The sequence below is a fragment of the Marinifaba aquimaris genome (assembly GCF_013328345.1).
In the GTDB taxonomy this organism is placed as follows: Bacteria; Pseudomonadota; Gammaproteobacteria; order Enterobacterales; family Alteromonadaceae; genus Marinifaba; species Marinifaba aquimaris.
Genome location: NZ_JABULX010000037.1, coordinates 13,272 through 36,844, shown reverse-complemented (window position 1 = coordinate 36,844; position 23,573 = coordinate 13,272). Strand labels below are relative to the sequence as shown.

The following is a 23,573-nucleotide window of genomic DNA, read 5'->3' as shown; positions in this document are numbered from 1 at the left end:
CTCTGGCTCTGGCTCTGGCTCTGGCTCTGGCTCTGGCTCTGGCTCTGGCTCTGGCTCTGGCTCTGGCTCTGGCTCTGCAAGATTTTCAACAGGTGACTCGACTTGGCTAGTCGATTCGATGACTTCTACCGTTTCTGGTTCACTTTTTTCTTGAACTTGGGTTTGTTCTACATCACTAGCAACTGATGTTTCTTCTGTTTGTTGCGAAGTGACTTCTTCTTTAGGTTGCTCTTCCTTCTTAGAACGGCTAAACCAACCAAAAAAACCTTTTTTCGACATGGAAATTACTTATCTCAGTTATTGTGTAATTTGTTCAGCGTTAACTTGCCGAATAAGATAAAATCAGCAATAGCTTTGAACATATAGATTAAATTTGAATAGCTGGCGGCAATGGTAACACGAGCATCAAACAGACAAAATAAACAGCGCCCAAATCAGGCAAAAAAAACGTCAAAAGCAGGAAAAAACAATAAAAAATCCGGCTTTGTCCGCATTATTGCAGGCCTCTTTAAAGGAAAAAAACTGCCCGTTCACGACGTTGAAGGACTCAGACCCACAACCGACAGAGTTAAAGAAACGGTCTTTAACTGGTTGATGTTTGATATAAACGATAAAAAAGTACTCGATTGTTTTGCCGGTGCCGGTTCGCTGGGGTTTGAAGCATTATCAAGAGGCGCAGCAAGCCTGACGTTAATCGAAAAAGATAAGCACGCTGCAACACAACTAAAAACAAATGCGCAAACGCTTAAACCCGATATCACTAACGTTGTTAATAGCGATGCACTTACATTTTTGAACCAAAGCCAAGAGCAATACCAGCTGGTTTTTATCGACCCGCCTTTTCGCCAAAACCTAGCAAGCCAAGCCTGCCAAATTATTGAACAAAGAAACTTACTTACAAACGACGCCCTGGTTTATATCGAAGTAGAATCAGAGCTAAGCGACGCTTTTTGGCCATCTCACTGGCAACTAAAGAAAGAAAAAACCGCCGGACAAGTCACCTATCGCTTATTCAGTGTTGAGAAATAACAAATAAATACCCCATTAAGAAATGATTAAATGAATAAGGATATTCAGCATGATCAAAATTCGCCCGCAAACGATCCACAAACACCCAGCTTTACAAGTGTTAATGTGGCTAGGCTTTGCCCTGCCCTTTGTCATGATAGTCCTAGGTGGAATGGGGCTAGTTGGCAATTGGTTTATGATGATTACAGGCTTTTGGGGACTTACCTTAGCAGCCTTATTGTTATTATGGGCAAATAATAATGGTGTTAAAAACGCATTTAAAACCCGCCAAATATCACAAGCCGATTATGCACATTGGAATAAACGCACCTATTGTGGTTTAGGCCTTTTTGCCATTGCTTGTTTGTATGTAACGTTCACAATTGGCCAGAAAGTGATTGTTAAAAAAGAGAATTTAACCATTACCGCCGTACCCACCCCTGAGTTAATGGCGCAGATGAAACAGTTTCTAAATGAACCCGATGTCACCCACACAAAAGTGGAATTTAACGGCCAAGAGCAAGAGATTACGTTTTTTACGCAGACTAGAGATGTAGCCACAAACATTGATCGAATGCTGGAATCTAACCATCCATTCCCTACTTTCAAAACACTTCAAGGTGAAAATGTAGATGTGATATATACCAGCCCGCCGCAAAACAAAGCAGTTAAAATTGGGGATACGTCATATTGCGTCAGAGCGAGAAAAATAAAACAACACTACGACAAAATAACACCTATCATTGATAACTTTGAATTTGTTCATAAAATTAGTACTTGGGCATATAAAAATGAGATTTTCATTTCTCGAGGTAGATATGTTTATTATTCGAATAGCGTCGATAGATGCCGTATAAAAGACCTGTCCAGCAAGTTAGAAAAAGCCCAAAAAGCGCAATTCTATCCATTTATTGAGTACCACTTTGATAAGCCACATCTCAGTACTGATATTACGATGCTCAGCAGAGAAAAAAGAATTGGTTTCAGAAGCTGGAAAAGTCTCAATGAGCTCTAAAAAAATCAACTATTCAGACTAACAAGCCCGTTAATGACGGGCTAAATCATCTGCACTAGAAAAAATCCAATCTTTGTCATTATTTACGTAGCTTGTTTCATTATATGGTGCAGTAACACCGCCTCCTTTAACATCTTTAATTCGACTTTTTTAAATCAATATACCCTCACCCCGGACCTTGGTTAAATCGACTGGTTATCTTATCTACAATAAACGGACGTTAGACCGTATTTATTAATGCATGGTAGAGTAACGATTAAATGAATAAGGATATTCAGCATGATAAAAATTCGCCCGCAAACAATTCACAAACATCCTGCTTTACAAATTTTAATGTGGCTAGGCTTTACCCTACCCTTTGTCATGATAGTCCTGGGTGGAATGGGGCTAGTTGGCAATTGGCTTATGATGATTACTGGCTTTTGGGGACTCACCTTCGCAGCCGTATTGTTATTATGGGCAAACAATAATGGTGTTAAAAACGCATTTAAAACCCGCCAAATATCACAAACCGATTATGCACATTGGAATAAACGCACCTATTGTGGTTTAGGCCTTTTTGGCATTGCCTGTTTGTATGTAACGTTCGCGATTGGCCAGGAAGTGATTGTTAAAAAAGAAAATTTAACCATTACTGCCGTGCCAACTCCTGAGTTAATGGCGCAGATGAAAGAATTCTTAAATGAACCCGATGTCGCTCATACAGAAGTCGAGTTTAACGGGCAAGCGCAAGAAATTACTTTTTATACTCAAAAGCAAAATGCTGGGGCTATCGAGATAATGATCGATACATTTAAACAAAAGTACGATTACCCTGAGTTTAAAGTAAATAATCGAAATTTAACTCCTGACTATGAACAGCCATATGAAATAACACGCATTGATTATCTAGGAGAAAAAAAATGTTACCTACTAAGAAAGCTAAAAAGCAAAGTCAATTCGAATGAAACATATACTCATGTAGAGCATAACTTACCGATTCAAAGCCTAGATACCTTCATTATTAATGACCAACTAGCTATAGATTTCAGTATGAAATTTAAAACGAGAACGAATCAAGATGAATGCTACTATTTCTATACTTCGAGTATTAAGGATGAAAGCTTCAGAGTGCAAGCAGAAGAATTTAGAAGTTTTGTATACCCACTAATTTATTACCCCGTAATTGCAAATAATATTTCTACAGTTTCTAAAAAGCACCGATTATCGTTAGTTTCTTGGAAAAACCTAAATGGCTTTCATTAAACATATTACTCGTTATAAACGCGCATTATCTGAAGCATTGGTCATTATGAATGATTAAGCCGATTACCTTATAGCCTATTAATTAAGTCACAAAACGGACGTTAGGCCGCATTTATTAATGCATGATAGAGTAATGACCAATGAATAAGGATATTCAACACCATTGACACAAGGACGTTGTAATGCACAAAAATATATCTCCCCAAATTGTATTCCATTCTCCCATTCATAAATGGGCTTTAGTGAGTTGTTGTGCACTGCCCTTTATCGCTTTTTTTTACGGCGCATCTTCTGGCAATATCTCTGCTGAATTAGTTTTTTTCTTTACCAGCTGGAGTTGCTCGGTGGCTGCAACCCTTGCGGCATTTGGCGGTTATTTAGCTGTAGAAAACGGGAAAGAAAAACAACAAATTAATGAAGATGAATATCAACACTGGCGAGCCAGAACGCTTATTCCTATCACCTTATTTGGTATTGCCGCCATTGTGCTAACATTTTATTACGGCTCATTTTTAATTGTTAAAAAAGAGAATTTAACCATTACCGCTGTGCCGACCCCTGAGTTAATGGCGCAGATGAAACAGTTCTTAAATGAACCCAATGTCGCTCATACAGAAGTGGAATTTAACGGGCAAGAGCAAGAGATTACGTTTTATACTCAAAGCCTAAATGTTCCAGCCAACATTGATAGGATGGTTAAATCTAAGAAACCTTTCCCTGAATTTATTCTTGAAACTGGAGAAGCTTTAGAAGTCGATTACTCAGGGAAAGTAACTTCAAAACCTATAAAAATAAATGATAGCTATTACTGCGTCAGAACCAGAAAAATCAAAAGAAACTTTGACGACTTTTCTCAAGTAAACAACAATTTTGAACACAAACATGGAATCAAAACTTTCGTATACAATGACGAATTATTAATTGATGAAGGCGTTTATTTAAAATATTCGCCAAAAAAGAAAAAATGTGTAGGTAAAGATAGAAGTAGAAGTAGCAGAGTTTTGCACCGAGAATTTATATTTTTTATTGAAGAAAACTTTAAGGCGCCACATCTTAGTACCGCGATTGACAAGCTAAGCCGAGAAAAAAGAATTGGTTTCAGAAGCTGGCAAAGCCTCAATGAGCTCTAAAAAAACAACTATTCATACTAATAAGCCCGTTAATGAAGGGCTAAATCATCTGCACTAGAAAAAGTCCAATCTTTGTCATTAGTTGCGTAGCTTGTTTCATTATCTGGTGCAGTAATATCGTCTCCTTTGACATCTTTAATTCGACTTTTTTAAATCAATACACCCTCCGCCCGAACCTTGGTTAAATCGATAGAATACTCTATCTGCAATATAGGGGCGTTAGACCGAATTTATTAAGCATGATAGAGTATCGATTAAATGAATAAGGATATTCAACATCATTGATACAAGGACGCTGTAATGCACAAAAATATATCTCCCCAAATTGTATTCCATTCTCCCATTCATAAATGGGTTTTAGTGAGTTGTTGTGCGCTGCCCTTTATCGCTTTTTTTTATGGCGCATCTTCTGGCAATATCTCTGCTGAATTAGTTTTTTACTTTACCAGTTGGAGCTGCTCGGTGGCTGCCACCCTTGCGGCATTTGGCGGTTATTTAGCTGTAGAAAACGGGAAAGAAAAACAACAAATTAATGAAGATGAATATCAACACTGGCGAGCCAGAACGCTTATACCCATCACCTTATTTGGTAGTGCCGCGATTGTACTAACACTTTATTACGGCTCATTTTTAATTGTTAAAAAAGTGAATTTAACCATTACCGCCGTACCTACGCCTGAGTTAATGGCGCAGATGAAGTTAGTGTTATTTGACAAAAATATCGAACATTCTAAGGTAAAATTTAACGGAAAAGAGCAGAAAATCACTTTCTATCGAGATACTTACAGTACCTTTAATTTATCAGGCTTCGTTAAAAATAAATTAACCCTACCTCACTTATTTTTAGCTTCTGATAAAAGCCCAATAATGCTTGACCACATAGCGGAAACAGCGAAGTTTTTCGTTAACATCGAAGGTAAAAGAAGGTGTTTTGAAGGCAAAGTAATAACTAACATTACTTTGCCAAATTTCACTAAAGTTACTACCCAATCTGATATTAATTTTTTTACTTACAATAATCATGTAGTAGCCGAGTATACAGACACGGCATCTATAAATAACAACAGAAATAAAGCTGGTTTTTATTGTGTATTAGACAGACATAAGAACCATGAATACTACAAAGACTTTGCTCATAAAACTAACCATTATCTAAAATATCCATTACTTTCAAACGCGATTAAAGACGTTGAGCTTCAAGAGCGTCTGGGATTCCTTAGCTGGAAAAGACTAAACGAACTAAATTAAATTTTAAGTGGCACTAGCACCGTGCCTTGTCATTTACACTCGCATTTATCCAGTCAGCATCAACAGAGCTGTATTCTGTTAGCATTTCACTACTAGTATCACTAGGGTCATGTGATGGTGTTTTTATTTGATCAGTAGCCACCAAACGTGAAGTGTACAGTCCATGACCAAAATCAGCCCAACCTTGCTCACTTCTAAACGGCATCCAAATTGCTTTTAACTTTTGCCCGTTAACATCCTCGCGTTCGGTTTCCGTCTCTGATGTTCCATTTACCGATAACCTTGCCCAAGTAGTTATGGCTAATTGGCGATCGTTAAATTGGTGAATTTGGCTCGGTTTAATATTGGCGATAATGACAACTTGCATAACTTCCTTGGCTAAGGTTGCTTTACTGATAGAGACAGTGCGTTTGCCACGTGAGGTTTGTTTAGTAATAACTTCTGGCTCACTTGCTGGTTTAGGCGATATTTTATAAATTTGGTACTGCACTTTATCACTGTCTATTTTGCTGTGTTTATCTGGTTCAAACTCAGGTAAGTCATAAATAGCAGCTATCTCTAATCGGTAATTGCCTTGCTCATCAATTGGCACAACCTGATTGTCGTACCTGTGTTTTCCACTGCCATCGTGCCTTAATTCAACAATTAAGCGCGATTGATTTTCGATAAAGTAAGGTACTTCTAACGTGATGGCGATATTATTGCCTTGCCTGTTATCAGCGCGGCCAGCGCGCACTGGTTTTTTACCAACAGGGGCATACATCTTGCTGCTTATCTTTAGTGGATACGTGGCATTTAACAGTGCCTCAACATTGGCCTCTGGGTAATTTTTAAAAGGCTCAATATACTTTTCAATTTCATCATTACCGAATCCCCAAGGAAAAAAACGCGTTTTTGTGCCGCGCTTTGAACGGTCAACGTCAATACTCGCTTGGTCTTTAGCTTGGTCTTTAGCTTGTGCATAAACCTGGCTTATTCTGTGTCTTACTTCATTTGCCGTTTGACCTAACGGGCTACCAATTACACCCAGCGGTTGATCGCCAAGCGAAAGTTGCTTACTCCACTTATCAATTGGGACTAGCGCTTTATCTTCTGTTAATTGAAATTGCGAGGTATTGGCACCGTAATGACTCATATCGTGCTCATCAAAGCCAAAGTCGACACCTAAAAGCGTATAGTTTTGGTCAAATACCAGTTGAGTCCGGCCATTTGGTAAGGTGACGGATAGTAACGACATGGGTTTTTCATCCCCTTCATCGGCAAACCAACCGGTATCCGCTTCCATTAATTTTGTTTCATCCCCGCTTTGAAACTGCCCGCTAAATGGATGCTGAGGACGCCACTGACCTTTATATTCAGCTAAGGTCATATAGTTTTTATTGGCGCGAGAAAAGACACCATGGCTAAGCCACTCACCTAATAAATCATCTTGTTTGAATATATATTTACCTAAAATAAAGCTCGCAATAGCTAAGCCAATACCAATCGGTCCTAGAACGGCTCCCCATACAAACAAACCTAACATGGCAGTGAAAGCAGAGCCCAAAGCTATGGCGTGGATATAAGCGACATCATCCCCTTTACTTATAGATTTAGTCAGCTCATTTATTGATAAGCCAAGTGCAATGGTACTGCCGACTAAAGGTAAATATTTAGTGCCGACTGCATAGCGTGAAAGCTGCCAGCCCCCTTGGCGATTTGCCATCATAAACTTTGAAAATTGAGCAATACGGCCAGTATTTTGTGAAACATGAGTCACTTTATTCATCGCATCAAGTAATGAATAAGCGCCGCTGGCAGTACCCAATATGCTGCCAGCTAACCCCCACAACATTAAGGCCTGTTTTTTGTCATCTGTATTGTGTTTAAGGAGATATAGGCTATTGACCAAATTAAGGACATCTAACATCAAAAATAAACTATTGATGCCAATAGCAACCTGACCTTGTGCAACCGCATGATTAATTGCACCTTGTCTGCTTTGTTCTGCTGTTTGCGCAACTAAAATCGGCTTTTTGATAAATTCCTGCCAAAGCTTGCTTTCATCAGGGCTTAACACCACCATTTTTTTATTTTCTGGCGCACTTTTCATCGCTTCATATTCGTCATAAGTCAGCTGCTCTGTCGTTACAACTTGATCGAAAGATTTATATAATTTTTTGCTCTTTTGGGCAGCACGTTGTTGATAAACCTTATCATTGTATGACTGGCTATCGCCTCTGGCGTCTGGGGCTTGCTGCCTTTCTACTAAAAAGTCACTGATTAGATGAATCCGCGTTTTTTTAGCTAAATGGCGATTGTCATCTCGGTTTTTAAATACGGCTTCAATAGTCATCTTTTTAATCGCAAAAGGGCTAGTACTATTGATAAGTTGACTGATGTTGCGGTAGTTCCTTTCATTTACTTGGCTATCACCATTAAAAACGGCATTGACAGTCATGGTTAGTTTGGGAAGGAATATAGAATTGATAGACTTAAATATGAGTAATCCCCAACTGACACCATCTTCTTTTAGCCATTGACTGAATATTAAATCTTTTGGTTTACTGGCGATTTTTTTCTGGTTGAACGAAACAATTTGCTGCCATTGCTGAAACAGATCTTTTGCAAATTCACTGTTTTGTTTTGCTTCAACAATGGATTCATCAGATGCCGTATTTGGTTCGTAGTTAAAAAATGCGGCTAATGCGGCTTCATAGCTGAAAGTCTGATTGTCTGGATCGGCGATAAATTCAGGTAAGCAAACTTTGCCGATAATATGCTCACCACCTAAAATGGCGGTTTGTAGCTTTTTGCCAATGTCTTTATTGGCTTGTAAGTTCTCAATAAAGTTGTCGTGATAGCTCGACTCTCCTTCAAACAATACTCCCAATGCGTTGGGGTCTATCGAGAATGGGTAAAGCAAATCGCCAGTTACTTGCCAACGTTGATGCGCACTTGGTATTAGTAGGGTGCTATTTTCATATTCCTGCTCTGTTAAATCTGGCTTAAACGGGTTGGCTTTTAAATCTTGTAGGTAGGCAACGAGCTGGTCGTTTAACCGGATATTATCGAGCGTTGCCCCTTGGTTGGTTTGCCATGACACTGAGCTTTGCGCTTCTGGCATCATTACTTTCCCCAACTGCTCTATCAGCACCAACATCATATTGCGGTAAATGGCCCGTTCGCTCGATTTTAATGTCGCTTGTACATCACTATAAGCGAGTTGATCGGTAAATTGGGTGTAGAGGTTATCTCGCTGCCAGCGCGTTTTGTTTTTTCCCGCTTGAGGTGTCGAGTAATACAGTTGCGTGGTCAGTATCGCCAGCTCAATATGCTCGGCATTGGGAAATAGCTTTTCAAATTCACTTTTAGGTTGATCGCCTTCAGCATACACTTTTTTATGATTTGCTTGTTTGTCTTTAAGATCTAAGTCTGCTTTTAGTGCTTTTAATCTTTCACCATCTCCCATTGCTTTAACTAGGCTATCTAAACCGGCATTGGCGGTATTAAAGTTATTGATTAACTCAAGCGCTAACGCGTGAGTATGTTCAATAGTGCAGTAGGCAACCCAGTTACAGGGGTTGGTAAACTCGGCCTGTTGTTGTAACTCAGGGTATTTAGCGATAATTTCATCGGGCAACTCAGCTTTAACTTGAGTGGTCGGAATTTCAATTTCCTGATCAAATGGGATGTATTGCAGTACTTTTTGTAAAGAAAATTCACTAAATCGCGCTTGTCTACGCGCTTTACAGGCCTGCACACTGCTGTCGAGAATGCGCTCATCTTCAGCGGCGAGGATCACACCTGCAGTTTTGGCTTGGTCTAGAACAAAAGCATGGCTAAAACCATTAAAATCTAACGATTCAGATACACCGCCATAACTGTTGATCAACAGCCAAGGCCATTGGTATTCGCTATAGGCTATTTCATAATGTTGCTCGTTATCACCGCCATAGAGTAATTCGATCAGATAACTCTCTTCTGCCAAAGGTTTTCGCTCATCACAACCTGCGTATTGCTCTAAGTCAATGCGTTGTAAAATGGGTAATTGGCCATCGGCTTTAGGAGGGGTAATTTGATATTCGGTGACTAAAAACCCATTACAAAATATATATAAAAAACCTTGGTGCATAGGAATAGTTTGCAACTGGTTTTGTTCTATTTTTTCAAGCTGCTGCTGCAAGAAGTCATACTGCCAGTAGTCCGTTTGATTGTCATCGGTGATGGGCGCTAACTGATGTTGCCAACTGAGCATTTGCGGCAAAACCGCCACACTTTGCCAAGGTTCAGCCCCTAAATCGAGTACCAGTGTATTGAGTTGATTCACCGCCATTGGGTGAACGGCTTTAGGTTGGTGTGCCATTGTTTAATATCCGTATACTGTTTGCAGCTTGGCTTTCGTTTTTGGCCCTGCAATTCCATCAACTTCCAGCTGATGAGCGGTTTGAAATGATTTAACGCCTGCTCGCGTTTTACGCCCGACAATTCCATCGGCGATACCGCAATCATGCCCTAGCGCATTGCATCTGGCCTGAACACCTTTTACTTCACTCACAGGTGGCATCTCGCCAATCGCCATATCAAAAATTGCCATTGGCTCTGATGCTTGCGCATCCGCATAAATTTTTACTTCGACTGAATCTAAAGATTCATCGGTTATATCCAGTGTCAGCTTGCCGTCTTGGCCGAGTACTTGATCAATATGCTGCGCACCCAAATCAAATACCACTCTTTTTCCGGCGAGTGTTTCGCCTTTACTGTTTTTTAACAGCAGTTCAAACGTATCTTGAGGCGGCTGAGGCAAGCTAATTTCATGTTGCTCGTTAACCGCTAAACTCAAGGTTTTAGCCGCTCTTGCTGGGATATTTATCGTATCCCCTTCAACAATCAAATTCGGGTTGTCTCGCAACTGCCGAAAGTCGGTATTATCTGAGTGCTGATAAATTTCTTCAGCGGTTGCAAAGCCGTATTGTTTTGCGATTTGATTTAATGTTTGGCCTTTACTAACCCTGTGCTGCTGCGCGGCTTGCTCCTGCCAGCTAAAGCTATTGGGTAAGCTCACTTCACATTGTCCCAAAGGTAATGAGTCGAGTGAAATCATGCCATTTTGGTCACTCTTACCAATATACGCTTGCCCGTGCTGATCGGTGACTTGGTAATCTTGGTCAGCCAATACTTGACCTTGATGATCGATTAATTTGATTACTAATGTGGCAAGTTCTATTTCTGGAACAGTCAGTGCGATATCAATTTGGTGTTCAGCATCATCAACCGATACCTTTATTTTATAGTCACCTTGGGGTAAATCGAGACGTGCTTGCCAGAATACATTTTCATTTTCTTTTGCTTGCTCTAAGGCAATATACTTACAGCCGCTGGTTTGACCTTGCCAGCTAATATTGACACCTGCACCATTGGTCGCTCGACCTTTTAGCAAGGTTAACCATTTGGTTGGTACTTTTAATTGACTGCCTATTTTCGGTGGCTTAGCGCGCGTGTATTTGGCGTTATATTGATAGATGTAGTTACTATCAGCGCGATCTGCATAGCGTTGAACCAAGTCAATTAAACGCTCACCTTGCTTTAAAGTATGTTGCGTTAATTCAACCTCGACATTGCCCGATTCGATTAACTCGATTGTTTGCTGATTACTGGGGGATGTAATGGCCACAGATGGTATCAACGGCTGAGGACTGGACTGGCCGGCTTGAGACGTGGCTTGCTTGAATTGTTGTTGCGCGAGTGATTGCAAAGGAAGCGCTGCTTGTATCGTGTCTGTTGCAGCAACTACCCCTTGGGCCTGAAGGTTTTCACTGGTGGCATATTTCTTTGCATCAGCCTCATCGTCATTATTAACAAAAGGCGCAAACGCTAAGCGCTCAGAATACAGCGCACTATTGGCATATTGCGCATAACTGACTTTTAGCCACTGTTTTTTATCGCGCACCCAAAATTGGCTTTTTTGGTGATAACGCCAGCTGGCAGCGTCTCTAGCATTGAGCGCTTGCCATTTATCGGTCGCTAATTGGCTTTGAATAACTTTGGGATAAGCTCTTAACTGACCATAGCTAAGCGACTGAATAGATTGTTTTTTTGATAAATTGGCGCCATTAAATGGGCCGTCTGCAATTTCCATTTCTGACATAGGGTTAACTCCTTTAACCTATGTACTTATCATCCCATATTTATACTTGTTAATAAATTGTTTGTTGCAAATTTAGTGTGTTTTTTCATCACATTTGTAGTTCAAAACACTGACTGGTGATCTCCTTACCATTGATCATCAAAGCAACTTTATGTGTACCGGGGTAGTATTTTCGGGTAGTGATGGCTTTGATGGTATGGACTTTTTCGAGATTAATTTCACCTTGTGCGGGTAGCAGAATATTTTTTAGCTTAAATACTTTTGGCTTTTGCTCACCATTGGCTTTGACGAAGTAAATAGCATAATCAACCACCAACTTTTGTGCATGCTGAGCACCTGACCGCAGTTTAATCGCAAAATTTATACTTTCACCCAACTCAATTGAATTTTGTTCAATGGTCAATGTACTGGCAGTAATGTTGGGGTTTTGTTCATAACCCAACAATGGAAATACCTCGGGGTGTCCAGCTTTGACTAAAGTGCGTGTTGCATGTTTTATCAGCCAAGTTAAATGCGCTTGCTCTGCCTTTTTTGTATAACTGGTTAGCCAATCCTGACAAGTGTTGATCACTATATCGGGGTGGTCTTTAGCGATATCATTTAGATGATTAGCAACGGATCGCCTCACATACAAACTCTCATCACATGCCAAGTGTTTTAATAAAGGTAAGTTGTCGCTAGGGTCTTGGATATAGTTTTGCAATTGCATACCCCAAGGTAACCTTGGCCTTGTCCCCTCTGATACTAACCTTCTAACATGTTCATCCGAGCTACTTAACCATTTGGTTAAATACTGATGTGTTAGCTCAGGGTATTGAATGATAAAAGGGCGAATGGCAAATTCAGCAGAAAACAAAGGGGTGAGTTTTGCCAATAAATCTAGACTCACGTCTGGTTGTTGCATGCCAAATTCAGCAACAAAATCGGTCACAGGCCATGCTGCAAAAGTACTTAAAGGGTCATCAGGTTCGCCGTGATCCCAAACACTGGGCACTTGGGCTAAAATCGTTGCACAAGCAGAAAACTCTTTGGGTAAGAAGCCAGCTAAGGTATGTGCAATATGTATCACTCGCTGTTTTAGCTCTAGCTGCTCTATATCTTTCAAACAAGCCGATTGGAAAGCTTTAGTATCAAAGCTTGGTACTAATTGCTCAAAGGCATTGGCAATTCTTTTAATAGCAGGTTCAGCCAAACCCGATTTCATTGATTGCATAGGTGTCTCTTATTGTTTTGTTACACCACTATTAAATATCAAACTACTGACAAAAACTGTCAGTAGGCTGGGCTAAACTCATCTACGAAATTGACGGTTAAGGGTGAAATTTAAAAGTGCCTTTCCCTGTCTGATAAACTCAATAGATAAAATGAAAAAAGGAGTTTTACCATGTTAACTTTGTATAGTTTTGGCCCTAATTTTGGTTTAGTTGATCCCAGTTCATTTGTATTGAAAGTGGATGCATTCCTGCGTTTTAATGAACTTGATTTTAAACACAAAGCAGGGGTTAACAACCTACAAAAAGCGCCAAAAGGCAAATTGCCATTTATTGAAGATGAAGGAGAGCTCATTGCTGATTCTCAATTTATCTTTGAACACCTGACTAAAAAATACCAGCTATCTCTCGATTCACACTTAACAGACGAGCAAAAAGCGCAAGCTTACTTTATCACCAAGGCATTAGATGAAAACTTATATTGGTGCATGGTTTATTCGCGTTGGTTATGCCCAGATACTTGGCCGAAGATCAAACAAGCCTTTTTTGGTGCCATGCCAGCCCCTTTGAAATGGATAGTACCGCGAGTGGCACAAAAGAATGTGCGCGCCAATTTAAAAGGACATGGTATTGGACGCCATAGTCACCAAGAGATTTTAGATATCACACGACAAAACATAGCCGCATTGGCAACTCTGTTAGGTGATAAGCAGTATTTCTTTGGTGATAAGATCTCTAGCTTAGATGCAGCTACATTTGGTGTATTAGCGCAGTTTATCAGTACCGATATAGACAATGAATTTAACCAGCTTGCCAGAACGCATCAAAACCTAGTGCAATATTGCCAGCGTATTTTGGCGCAATATTACCCTGACAAGACGTGATTTAACTCACTTTATAGACGTCAAAGCGATTCTTTTTCGAATCGATAACAAAACTCGGTTTAACGCCCGCCAGTGGTTCTGCGTAACCAGGGCGTTTTACCACGACCCTTTCTTTGGCACAGGCCAGCGCTTTATCTAATAGGCCATCAGCATCTAAATCTTCACCGACTAAGCCTTGGAAAGACTTCATTTCCTTTTTAACCGCAGCTGCTTTTTTCTTATTTTTAGGGTGGGGATACATAGGGTCTAAATAGACGACATCTGGCCTATCAGCTTCGGGCTTTTCTGCTTCAACAATTAACTGTTCAATCGAACTAGCATTGACCAACTGCATACGCGAGATGATATCCGCCACATCCGATGCTAAACCGCGTTTAATACCATCTGATAACAAAGCCGCTACTGCAGGGTTACGCTCAACTAAACATATTTTACAACCCAGCGTCGCGAGGACAAAAGCATCGCGGGCCAAACCAGCTGTGGCATCTAGGACATAAGGTCTTTGGTTGGCTTTTAAGCCACAGGCCTTAGCAATCGCTTCTTTTTTAACACTGACCTGACCACGACGATAATCAGATTGCGGACTAGCAAAATCAACGAATACCCCGCCCTGCTTTCGCGCACTTTGCTCAAGCAGTTGTAATTTATCTTCATGCCACACCAGTACAAAATCATTTTCCGATTCACTTGTTATGGCTAAATCAAAATCACTGGCTAATTGTGTAAGGTATGCAGGTACAGCTTGGGTATCATCTACTAAAAGCACAGGCTTAGTCATTAATCATTCCTACCACATTATCTCCCACGCCATACGCAACCAATTTACTAATTTCTTGTAATGAGAAGCCAGATTCAGCCTGCCATTGATTAAATGTATTTTGGATGGTGTTCAAGCTCGTTTTAGTGGTTAAGCCGCCAGAAATTAAGTCATGGGCACGAAAATAAGCTTCAATATCACGGGTTAATAAAAACGTGTCTTTACCCATTGCCCTTAAAGCATAAGGCCCTGTGTTGCCACCTAAGCGTGTACCGTGTTTTTTGAGATATTGCCACAGGCCAATAATGTTGTCCGTTGGCCACTCGGCAATAAATGCCGCGGCAGAGCCGTGTTTATCGGCAATGTCACTTAACATTAATGCGTTGTCGCGAATGGTTTGTACTTTTTTAAAATTGCGAATAATTGCCGGGTCTTGCGCCTTTCGCTCTAACATTTCATCCGGCATCATCAAAATTTTTTCAATATCAAATTGAAAAAACAACTGCTCGAAGTTAGGCCATTTTTGTTCAACAACCCGCCAGACAAAGCCCGACATAAATACTTTTTTGGTGAGTTCTGCCAATACTCTATCATCGGTTAAATTAGCCAACCTTTTTGCCGATAAAGGTTTAGTCAGGATAGATTTAAGGGCTAATTCACCACCTTTTCTGTCGGCGGCTCGCTGGTAGAGTTTGTCGAATGATTCCATGATGATATGCTATGCCTAATATAATAAAACCACGTAAGGTCGATGGCGCAGTTGTATGTAGCGAACCATTTTACCTAAAAATGAGTTAATCACAGCAAATGCGAACTGTTTTTCTATTTTTATTAGTTTATTTACCTTCGTTGCATGCTTTTACAGCAAAAAGCCAAGAAGAGCTCGATGCCGAAGCTAAACACATCGCCGATTTTTTATTTCACGCCGTCCAATTCATTGAGTGGCCGCAAGAGCTAAAATACTTCAATGAATTACACTTTTGCGCCTTAGTACAAAGCGACAATAGTGCCGCCCATCAATTAGAACGCAAATTTGCTTTTATTAGTGGCGGTTTACCAATCAAAATAAAAATGTTCGCAACACAAGATGCTGCGCTGACTTTCAATCAAGAAGAAGTCTGTCATTTCTTATACTTAGATACTGTCTATAGTGATCTAGTTTTATCCGATATTTTTCAACGAGCAAAACATGACACCTTTATAAGTATTGGTCATGGTGCTAGCTTTATAGAAAAGGGTGGCGCCTTTAGTTTTATCGGCAGCAACCGAAATAAACTATCTATGTATGCCAACCCAGAAAATCGTGTGGAAAGCCGAATTAAGTTTGCCGATATTTTTAATAAAGTGGTTTCGGATTGGCCTCAATAAATACCAAGGAGTGAAGCGTTGCGCGCTAATTTTGGTTTCATTGCCAGCTTTTTTATCATCCTTACTCTGGCCGTTTTAGGTCATAGCATCTGGAGTCACTTCCAATCTGAAGTGTCGATTGCCCAAAACCAGTGGCAACAGCAATTAGAACAGGAAGCGATCAGTGCTTCTGAACCTATTTTATTTATGCTTGAGCAAGAGATTAACTTTGTTGCTGAGCTTGCCGGTATTTTGGCTAGCACACCCGATTTAAGCAAAGACCAAATTGAGAGTATGTTGCTGGGTAAAGCGCAAAAATCCAATATGCAGATCTCAGATAGAGCGCTCGGTTTATTCCACTTTGACGGTAAACGCATAGGCCGCGTTTGGAGTTTCGGCGAAGCGCGCTTTTTGATGAGTGATGCCCAAAAACGCAGTGCCCTTCGCTACCAGCTCAACCAATCGCTGCAATCGTTAAATACCTTATTTATCAGCATGCCAGAGCCGAACAAGCCTAATTATGCATTGATCAGTTATGCTTTTAATCGCCAAGACAACAATCAAATTTTAGTTTCTCGACTTGATTTAGGCTTAATCCAAACTGGTTTAACTCATTTCCATTTAGCTAACAGCTTCAACTACGAATTTGATTTACTCGATAACGAAGAAAACACCGCACTTAGCTTGTTAAAACAACATGCGAGTAATCATGGGACGTATCAAAAGAAGGTAGAAAAACTGGCGACTAATGACTTCAAGTGGCAAATAAAAGTTAATATTCCCAACCATTATCGAGGTGGTACTAATATCCAACAGGCAAAAATCCAGGCGATGATTTATTTTGGTTTATCGATTTTAGTTGCACTGTGCTTACTCGCTTGGCTGTGGATGATGGCTAGGACCAATAAGCAACTGTATGAAACAGAACACGCGTTAAAAGATAAAATAACCGAGCTAGCCAGCAAAGAAGCATCGTTAAAAGCGGCGGCACCAGAGGCAACCAACAATGCGCTATTTCCTAGAATTACCGATGATATCAATTATACGCTTAGTCATAGTTTAACGGCCATCAGTTCACTTGAAGAGCGTTCTATCGTACTGAAAGAGCGTGTTGAACAAGGCAAAATGTCTAAAAGCCAAGCTGCTAGTTTTGTTAATCATACTATTCAACTGACTCGGGCGTCAGCGCTCAACATCATGACCGCCAGTGAGCAAGCGTTTAACGTCACTCAATTACTGCATCATCAAAAAAATAAGCAGGTTGAAACATTTTATTTGATAAACTTGATCGATGAAGTGCTGGCAAGTGTTAAACCTCAGCTGACTAAAATGAAAACGCTCGAGCAACAGCTGATTGTCACTATTCCTGATGACTTAGTTCTGACTTGTCGTGCTGATTACATCAGCTTGTTACTGCAACAGCTATTGCTTAACGCAATTAAGCACGGCATCAAGAGTAAACAAGCAGGCGTGTTAATGGTTGAAGCTTTTAAGGGGAAAAAGCCAGGGCAAGTAACCATTCGCATTGAAGACAATGGTAAAGGTCTGACAAAAGAGGTGCTGGAGCAATTTAATAACCCTGAAGCCACTAAGCCAACCAATATTGCCCTGTGTTTTGATTACGCTAAGGCATTGGAAGCTGAGTTGGTATTTGCCAGTAAAGCTAAGCTCTTTACCCGTATTACTTTGAGTTTGCCGCAAGGAAAACCCGTCAAAAAAGATAACAAGAAAAATAGCGATAAAACCCCGAAGCCCACTCCAGCAACGGAAAAACTAGAGACGGATAAAGAAAAAGCAACTAAAGAAGAAAAAACAACCAGCTAAACCAATAAAGAAAATTTCCAAGATCCAGCTGATAAAAAGGCCGATGAAACAAATTAAAAAGTGATATAGGCCATGCAATTCGGCCTTTATGCTTTTTGGATCTTTATATGTGCTAAAAAATAAAAAATAAAAGCTAGATCTTTTCAAACAAGAGGCGTAAATTGGCTGCCCACTGCGGGAATTATAAATAGCTAGTTGACTGATTTAAAATTTTATCCACATTAGTATCTAAACCCATCAACCCCCCAAAAAATACTTAATAAAGCCATATATAACAAGGCCTTAAAAAGTAAGCTTATACTTATCTACGCTTCACAATCTTTCTTTTTCAACACACTTATCCACAGTTTTATTCTAATTTGCTTAACCGAGCAATTTAACCAAAAAACGGTTATTATTTTATTCAATTAATATCAGCGCGTTGCGCGCATTTTTTCATCAAAAAAGAATTCAACTTATGGCAAAAATTGCAGAAAATCCTTTGGTCTTAGTCGACGGCTCATCCTATCTTTTCCGCGCATTTCACGCGCCACCACACTTGACCAATTCTAAAGGCGAACCAACAGGTGCAATTTATGGCGTAGTTAACATGCTTAAAAGCTTGTTAAGCCGTTTTGATCCTAGCCATATCGCCGTTGTATTTGATGCTAAAGGCAAGACGTTTAGAAACGATATGTATGCAGAATACAAAGCTAATCGTCCACCAATGCCGGATGACTTGCGTTGCCAAATTGAACCTTTACATCGCTTAATTAAAGCGTTGGGCTTACCGTTAGTTTGCATTGAAGGTGTTGAGGCCGATGATGTCATTGGTACATTATCAAATCACGCCAGTCAGCAAGGTCGTCCAGTGTTGATTAGTACAGGTGATAAAGACATGGCTCAACTGGTTAACGAGCACGTCACGTTAATCAATACCATGACAGACACAGTGTTAGATACTCAGGGTGTTATCGACAAATTTGGCATTCCCCCAGAGTTGATTATCGACTTCCTCGCTTTGATGGGTGATAAGGTTGATAACATCCCCGGCTTGCCAGGTGTCGGGGAGAAAACAGCACTGGCCATGTTACAGGGTATTGGCAGCATTGATGCAATTTACCAAGATATAGATGCCGTGGTACCACTGGGCTTTAGGGGCTCAAAAACGATGCCTAAAAAATTAGCAGAGCACAAAGACGATGCAATGCTGTCTTATCAATTAGCGACGATCAAACTCGATGTTGATATGGATTTGGACTTAGAGCAGTTTAAACGCCAGCCAGCTGATAACGATAAGTTAATTGAGCTTTACGGTGAATTAGAATTTAGGCGCTGGTTGAGTGACGCATTGTCTGGCAATGATAATTCAGCCACAACCAGCACAGTAAAAGAAAAGTCGATGCCTGCTGCGCCAAAAGTTGAAGCTCAATACGATTGTATCTTTACTGAAGAAGAATTTAACGCTTGGTTAGCGCAGTTAAAATCTGCAGATGCCTTTGCGTTTGATACCGAAACAACTTCGCTTAACTATATGCAAGCTGAAATTGTCGGGGTTTCTTTTGCAATAGAATCAGGAAAAACAGCCTATGTTCCCGTTGCACATGATTATGAAGATGCGCCAAAACAGCTTGACAGAGAATGGGTATTAGCACAATTAAAGCCATTACTCGAAGCCCAAAAGCCAGCCAAAATTGGCCAGAATCTAAAATACGATAAAAATGTTCTAGCTAACTATGATATCGATTTAAAGGGTATTGAGTTTGACTCTATGCTTGAATCTTACGTATTTAGCAGTGTTGGCAGCCGCCACGATATGGACAGCTTAGCGCTGAAGTATTTAGGCCATAAGTGTATTAGCTTTGAAGAAATTGCCGGTAAAGGTGCAAAGCAGCTGACATTCAATCAAATTGAACTCGATAAAGCAGCGCCTTATGCAGCCGAAGACGCTGATATTACGTTACGCTTACATCAAACCCTTAATGAAAAGCTCGTTGCAGAACCCAGCCTATTATCGGTTTATCAAGATGTAGAAAAACCACTGGTCAGCATTTTAAGTAAAATGGAAAGAGCCGGGGTTTTAATTGATATCCACCAGCTTGCTCAACAAAGCCAAGAGATAGCGATACGCTTAGCTGAGCTTGAAACACAAGCTTATGACATTGCAGGTGAGAAATTTAATTTGGCTTCGCCTAAACAGTTACAAGCTATATTGTTTGAAAAGCTCAATCACCCGATTATCAAAAAAACACCAAAAGGTGCACCGTCTACTGCTGAAGAAGTACTGGTTGAATTAGCGCATGATTTCCCATTGCCTAAGCTCATTATTGAACACAGGGGCTTGAGCAAGCTCAAATCAACTTATACAGATAAGCTCCCTCTAATGGTTGATAACAAAACAGGCCGTGTTCACACCAGCTATCACCAAGCAGTAACAGCTACCGGTCGTTTATCTTCAAGTGATCCTAACTTACAAAATATCCCGATCCGCAATGACGAAGGCCGTCGCGTTCGCCAAGCATTTGTGCCAAGAGATGGATATAAAATTGTCGCAGCCGATTACTCTCAAATTGAACTGAGAATAATGGCACATCTATCAAAAGATAAAGGCCTGTTAGAAGCCTTCAAACAAGGCTTGGATATTCACCGTGCAACAGCGGCTGAAGTATTTAATGTTGCTCTTAATGAAGTCACGACGGAACAAAGACGCAGCGCGAAAGCAATTAACTTTGGTTTAATCTATGGCATGTCTGCGTTTGGATTATCTCGACAATTAGACATTCCACGTAACAAAGCCCAAGAGTATATGGACTTGTATTTTGAGCGTTATCCAGGTGTATTAAATTACATGGAAGAGACGCGAGTATTAGCGCAAGAAAAAGGTTATGTCGAAACATTGAAAGGTCGTCGCCTGCACTTACCTGATATCAAAGCGCAAAATCAAGCTCGCCGCAAAGCAGCTGAGCGCGCAGCGATTAACGCCCCTATGCAAGGCACAGCTGCCGATATCATCAAGCTTGCTATGGCAAGGGTAGATAATTGGATTGAAACCCATGCCAAAGATGATGTCATTATGATCATGCAAGTTCACGATGAATTAGTTTTTGAGATCAAAGAGTCGGTATTAGAAACTGCAATTGCTGCCATTATTGCAGAGATGGAAGCGGCCATGGAATTAGACGTCCCATTAGTCGTAGAAGCTGGAAAGGGTGAAAACTGGGATCAAGCTCACTAACTGACCTTGAATTCACCATTTACCGCTCTATATACTGAATTAACAGTTGCATTAATAGAGCGGTAACATCATTTCGTGAAATTGCTTAAATCTAGTCGTCAAAAATATAAACAAGCTTTACGCGACAAAGCGATCAAACGAGCAAAAACTCGTATTATCTTGGCAGGTAAACAGCCTGAAGACTTTTGTGTTGAAGACCTTGAAGTGGTTGTTCAAGAAGAAGAAGAGAAACTAAAATCTGAAATCAAAGAGAAAGGCTTTTTAGCGGTTCTCGCCTTGTTAGGCATCAGCTGGATTGGCTAGTCATGTTTAATAAGTTCTTAAACCTCACCTTGGTTCACTATATATGGCGACGCTACAAAACCCGTATCGTCTCAACTGTGGTTTTCGTCGGCTTCTGTTTGCTCGTCAATTTATTGCATCAAGATTATATTCAGTACAGTCAATTACACAGTGAAAAGTCCGATTTGGGATTATCTTTTATCTTCAAATGGGGCACCTTAGTGCTGGGATTTGTTGTTTATTGCTATCTCAATAGGGCAACACATGCCAAGCAAAATTATCAGAAAAATGAAAATAAAGGTAAGCAAACAGAGAACAGAATGAAGCTAGATGATTGTGAACAACAAAATCATCAAAAGCCCGACCCATTTTCAGCACTCAGAACCAAAGAGAAGTTGCGTTCAAAGGCGGACTTACTGATAGATAAGCAAAAGACTAAGAAGGATTAATAATTTTCCAGTCAGCAACTTTAGGATTGAAAAAACCTGATTCTTGATAGGCTTTTTTAATCCAGCCACGTTCTCGCATAATAGTCAGCCCTTTTTCCATTGCTTTGTATGTCTTCTCCCCCATAGGGTGCCCTCTGGAGATAACGTAATGGCGAGAGCCTTTAAGTAAGACTTTGATATTTGGGATAGGCACTAAAATGCCTTTTCCAGTTTGAAAAGATAAATCTGGTGTAGCTTGAAATGGTGCAAGTGTATAGTCGGCATTATCAAAGAAGATATGACTTAACATCCCGCCCCACTCTAGCTCATGAACTTGCTTTTTTGGGTTAAGTGATGTGATAGCTTGCCAATCTGTTTTCCAAAATCGGCTCGATACTGCAACAAGCTGTTGTAGTTGAGCCAAACTCTGTGAATTAAGTGCTTTGCTATTCGTTGGCTTAACATAAATACCACTGATATTTTCACCTTCAGGTATAAGAGGCGAAGAAATCAAAACATCTGGTAGAAGGTTCTCGGCATCGCGCCACCATACTGAATCCATCCCTAATAACAAACGGCCTTTTTTTAACAACACGAGGTTTCTAGAATCATAGTGTCCAGGCACCATGACAAACTTTACGTCTTCACCACCTAAGTGAATAGCTTGTTGCAATAGAATAGCTTCAACAACATCTCGACGAGATTGTTCACCACTGAAGTTTTTAATAGAAAGTGGATCACGGCCTTGTAAGAAAGCGTAATAGTCTTTTAGTACATCACCTTCGATCGTTGCATTAATCTGATACTTTGCACTCACTAGCGATGAAAAAAATAATGAAGAGGCTGCTAGTAGTACCACTAATTTGCTAAGCAAGTCTTGGTTACCTGAATGTAGATTTCAATCAGTTTAGTGTAAGCATCTATTACATTAGGTCAATAGAGAAAGCCGCTTTGCCTGCATAAAAAACTAATAAAATTATATAAACAACTGAAATAAATGACATAAACAGCAAAAGCTAAACTAAACTTATGGTAACACGTGCGAAGGCAAAATTAATGACAAATTCTGGCGCAAACTTACTGCTTTATATTATTTTAATCGTCGCTTACATGGCACCGATTGCGTTGATCTTAAATAGCAATAAAACTAAGGGCCAAGCTAAAAACATTTGGCTTTTAGTTACTTTATTTACGAGTTGGATAGGTTGGCTTTTATATGTAACAACAGTCAAAAAGCCAACAGCAAAGAAAAAGTAGTTAACGCACAGAAATTGTGGGTGACAAATCTATCTCTCCTTCAGGAGCGATGGTTACTACTTTAGAATCACAGGTGAAAACACCAAGCGGACCATTTTCGGTGCGCCTGACAAACGCGAGTTGATATCCGTACTGAAATAATGAGCTAGCTGCAAACTTTTGCGTAAGGTTAAGTTCATCCCACCAGTCGTCACTGTTCATCCGGGTAATACGACGATTTTCCATATCTTAAAGTTGCCTTAGTTTAATTTATCCAAAATTAAAGTAGTTATTTGCGAAGAGTGCATGGCCTGGAAAACAACAATACGCTCAAGCTTAGCGTATCGATATATTAGGCGTCGTATTTGTATCACCTTCAGCATCGATTGTCACTATGCTTTCGCCTAATGTAAACACTGCTAGTGAATTATGGTCTACTCCGCGCACAAATTCCAGATCGTAACCCAGACCCATCAAAGTTCTTGCACTCACCCTTTGTGCGTTGTTTAACTCATCTTGCCACTGTTTAGCTGATAATTGGCAAACTCTTTTCTCTAACATAACTCAGCCCCAATCTAAAACAACTATTCCATTAACAAAAAATTAACTTTCATTAA

At 40.2% G+C, this 23,573-nt stretch carries 19 protein-coding genes and 1 pseudogene; 11 read left to right on the top strand and 9 right to left on the bottom strand.

The window, feature by feature from the left end:
- A pseudogene (locus tag HR060_RS17260) lies at nt 1-279 on the bottom strand (hypothetical protein); the annotation flags it as partial.
- A gap of 111 nt (nt 280-390) precedes the next feature.
- On the opposite strand from HR060_RS17260, the gene rsmD reads away from it, so the two are divergent.
- From rsmD to HR060_RS17235, 5 genes are all read left to right on the top strand, one after another.
- A complete protein-coding gene (gene rsmD / locus HR060_RS17255; protein WP_174201534.1) occupies nt 391-1,029 on the top strand; it encodes a 16S rRNA (guanine(966)-N(2))-methyltransferase RsmD in 639 nt (212 codons plus the stop codon).
- A gap of 49 nt (nt 1,030-1,078) precedes the next feature.
- Nucleotides 1,079-2,023 carry a hypothetical protein gene (locus HR060_RS17250; protein WP_174201533.1) on the top strand — a complete coding sequence of 315 codons (945 nt, stop codon included), beginning with the start codon at nt 1,079-1,081 and terminating at the stop codon, nt 2,021-2,023.
- A 279-nt stretch (nt 2,024-2,302) separates the two neighbouring features.
- Complete coding sequence (locus tag HR060_RS17245; protein ID WP_174201532.1) at nt 2,303-3,268, top strand: hypothetical protein; 966 nt, start codon at nt 2,303-2,305, stop codon at nt 3,266-3,268.
- A 182-nt stretch (nt 3,269-3,450) separates the two neighbouring features.
- Nucleotides 3,451-4,398, top strand: a complete 948-nt coding sequence (locus HR060_RS17240) for a hypothetical protein (RefSeq protein WP_174201531.1) — start codon at nt 3,451-3,453, stop codon at nt 4,396-4,398.
- A 300-nt stretch (nt 4,399-4,698) separates the two neighbouring features.
- The gene (locus tag HR060_RS17235) at nt 4,699-5,646 is read left to right on the top strand and encodes a hypothetical protein (RefSeq protein WP_174201530.1); all 948 of its coding nucleotides are present in this window, start codon (nt 4,699-4,701) and stop codon (nt 5,644-5,646) included.
- Nucleotides 5,647-5,659: 13 nt separating this feature from the next.
- Here HR060_RS17235 and HR060_RS17230 read toward each other — a convergent pair whose 3' ends face one another.
- From HR060_RS17230 to HR060_RS17220, 3 genes are all read right to left on the bottom strand, one after another.
- Nucleotides 5,660-9,991, bottom strand: coding sequence for a hypothetical protein (locus HR060_RS17230; protein ID WP_174201529.1), 4,332 nt, complete (start codon nt 9,989-9,991; stop codon nt 5,660-5,662).
- Nucleotides 9,992-9,994: 3 nt separating this feature from the next.
- Nucleotides 9,995-11,773: a peptidoglycan-binding protein gene (locus HR060_RS17225; protein WP_174201528.1), complete on the bottom strand. Its 1,779-nt coding sequence runs from the start codon at nt 11,771-11,773 to the stop codon at nt 9,995-9,997.
- Nucleotides 11,774-11,861: 88 nt separating this feature from the next.
- On the bottom strand, nt 11,862-12,986 hold the full coding sequence (locus HR060_RS17220) for a DNA alkylation repair protein (protein WP_174201527.1): 1,125 nt from the start codon (nt 12,984-12,986) through the stop codon (nt 11,862-11,864).
- A gap of 171 nt (nt 12,987-13,157) precedes the next feature.
- Here HR060_RS17220 and HR060_RS17215 point away from each other — a divergent pair, with 171 nt between their 5' ends.
- Nucleotides 13,158-13,868, top strand: coding sequence for a glutathione S-transferase family protein (locus tag HR060_RS17215; RefSeq protein ID WP_174201526.1), 711 nt, complete (start codon nt 13,158-13,160; stop codon nt 13,866-13,868).
- Nucleotide 13,869: 1 nt separating this feature from the next.
- On the opposite strand, the gene HR060_RS17210 is transcribed toward HR060_RS17215, so the two are convergent.
- Both HR060_RS17210 and HR060_RS17205 read right to left on the bottom strand, forming a co-directional pair.
- A complete protein-coding gene (locus tag HR060_RS17210; protein WP_174201525.1) occupies nt 13,870-14,646 on the bottom strand; it encodes a class I SAM-dependent methyltransferase in 777 nt (258 codons plus the stop codon).
- Complete coding sequence (locus HR060_RS17205; protein ID WP_174201524.1) at nt 14,639-15,334, bottom strand: DNA-3-methyladenine glycosylase I; 696 nt, start codon at nt 15,332-15,334, stop codon at nt 14,639-14,641. Before HR060_RS17205 ends, HR060_RS17210 begins: the two co-directional genes overlap by 8 nt.
- Before the next feature lie 98 nt (nt 15,335-15,432).
- On the opposite strand from HR060_RS17205, the gene HR060_RS17200 reads away from it, so the two are divergent.
- From HR060_RS17200 to HR060_RS17180, 5 genes are all read left to right on the top strand, one after another.
- The gene (locus HR060_RS17200) at nt 15,433-15,993 is read left to right on the top strand and encodes a YfiR family protein (protein WP_174201523.1); all 561 of its coding nucleotides are present in this window, start codon (nt 15,433-15,435) and stop codon (nt 15,991-15,993) included.
- Between the two features lie 18 nt (nt 15,994-16,011).
- Nucleotides 16,012-17,796 (top strand): ATP-binding protein, encoded by a 1,785-nt coding sequence (locus HR060_RS17195; RefSeq protein WP_174201522.1) that lies wholly within the window; start codon nt 16,012-16,014, stop codon nt 17,794-17,796.
- A gap of 457 nt (nt 17,797-18,253) precedes the next feature.
- The gene (gene polA, locus HR060_RS17190; protein ID WP_174201521.1) at nt 18,254-21,010 is read left to right on the top strand and encodes a DNA polymerase I; all 2,757 of its coding nucleotides are present in this window, start codon (nt 18,254-18,256) and stop codon (nt 21,008-21,010) included.
- Nucleotides 21,011-21,085: 75 nt separating this feature from the next.
- Complete coding sequence (locus tag HR060_RS17185) at nt 21,086-21,313, top strand: hypothetical protein (RefSeq protein WP_174201520.1); 228 nt, start codon at nt 21,086-21,088, stop codon at nt 21,311-21,313.
- Nucleotides 21,314-21,315: 2 nt separating this feature from the next.
- Complete coding sequence (locus tag HR060_RS17180; RefSeq protein WP_174201519.1) at nt 21,316-21,741, top strand: hypothetical protein; 426 nt, start codon at nt 21,316-21,318, stop codon at nt 21,739-21,741.
- Here the strand turns inward: HR060_RS17180 and HR060_RS17175 are convergent.
- The 3 genes from HR060_RS17175 to HR060_RS17165 form a co-directional block, all read right to left on the bottom strand.
- Nucleotides 21,728-22,594 carry a hypothetical protein gene (locus HR060_RS17175; protein WP_174201518.1) on the bottom strand — a complete coding sequence of 289 codons (867 nt, stop codon included), beginning with the start codon at nt 22,592-22,594 and terminating at the stop codon, nt 21,728-21,730. The two genes, HR060_RS17180 and HR060_RS17175, sit on opposite strands and share 14 nt — an antisense overlap.
- 383 nt (nt 22,595-22,977) lie before the next feature.
- The gene (locus tag HR060_RS17170; protein ID WP_174201517.1) at nt 22,978-23,202 is read right to left on the bottom strand and encodes a hypothetical protein; all 225 of its coding nucleotides are present in this window, start codon (nt 23,200-23,202) and stop codon (nt 22,978-22,980) included.
- A gap of 90 nt (nt 23,203-23,292) precedes the next feature.
- A complete protein-coding gene (locus HR060_RS17165; protein WP_174201516.1) occupies nt 23,293-23,517 on the bottom strand; it encodes a hypothetical protein in 225 nt (74 codons plus the stop codon).
- Nucleotides 23,518-23,573 lie beyond the last annotated feature (56 nt).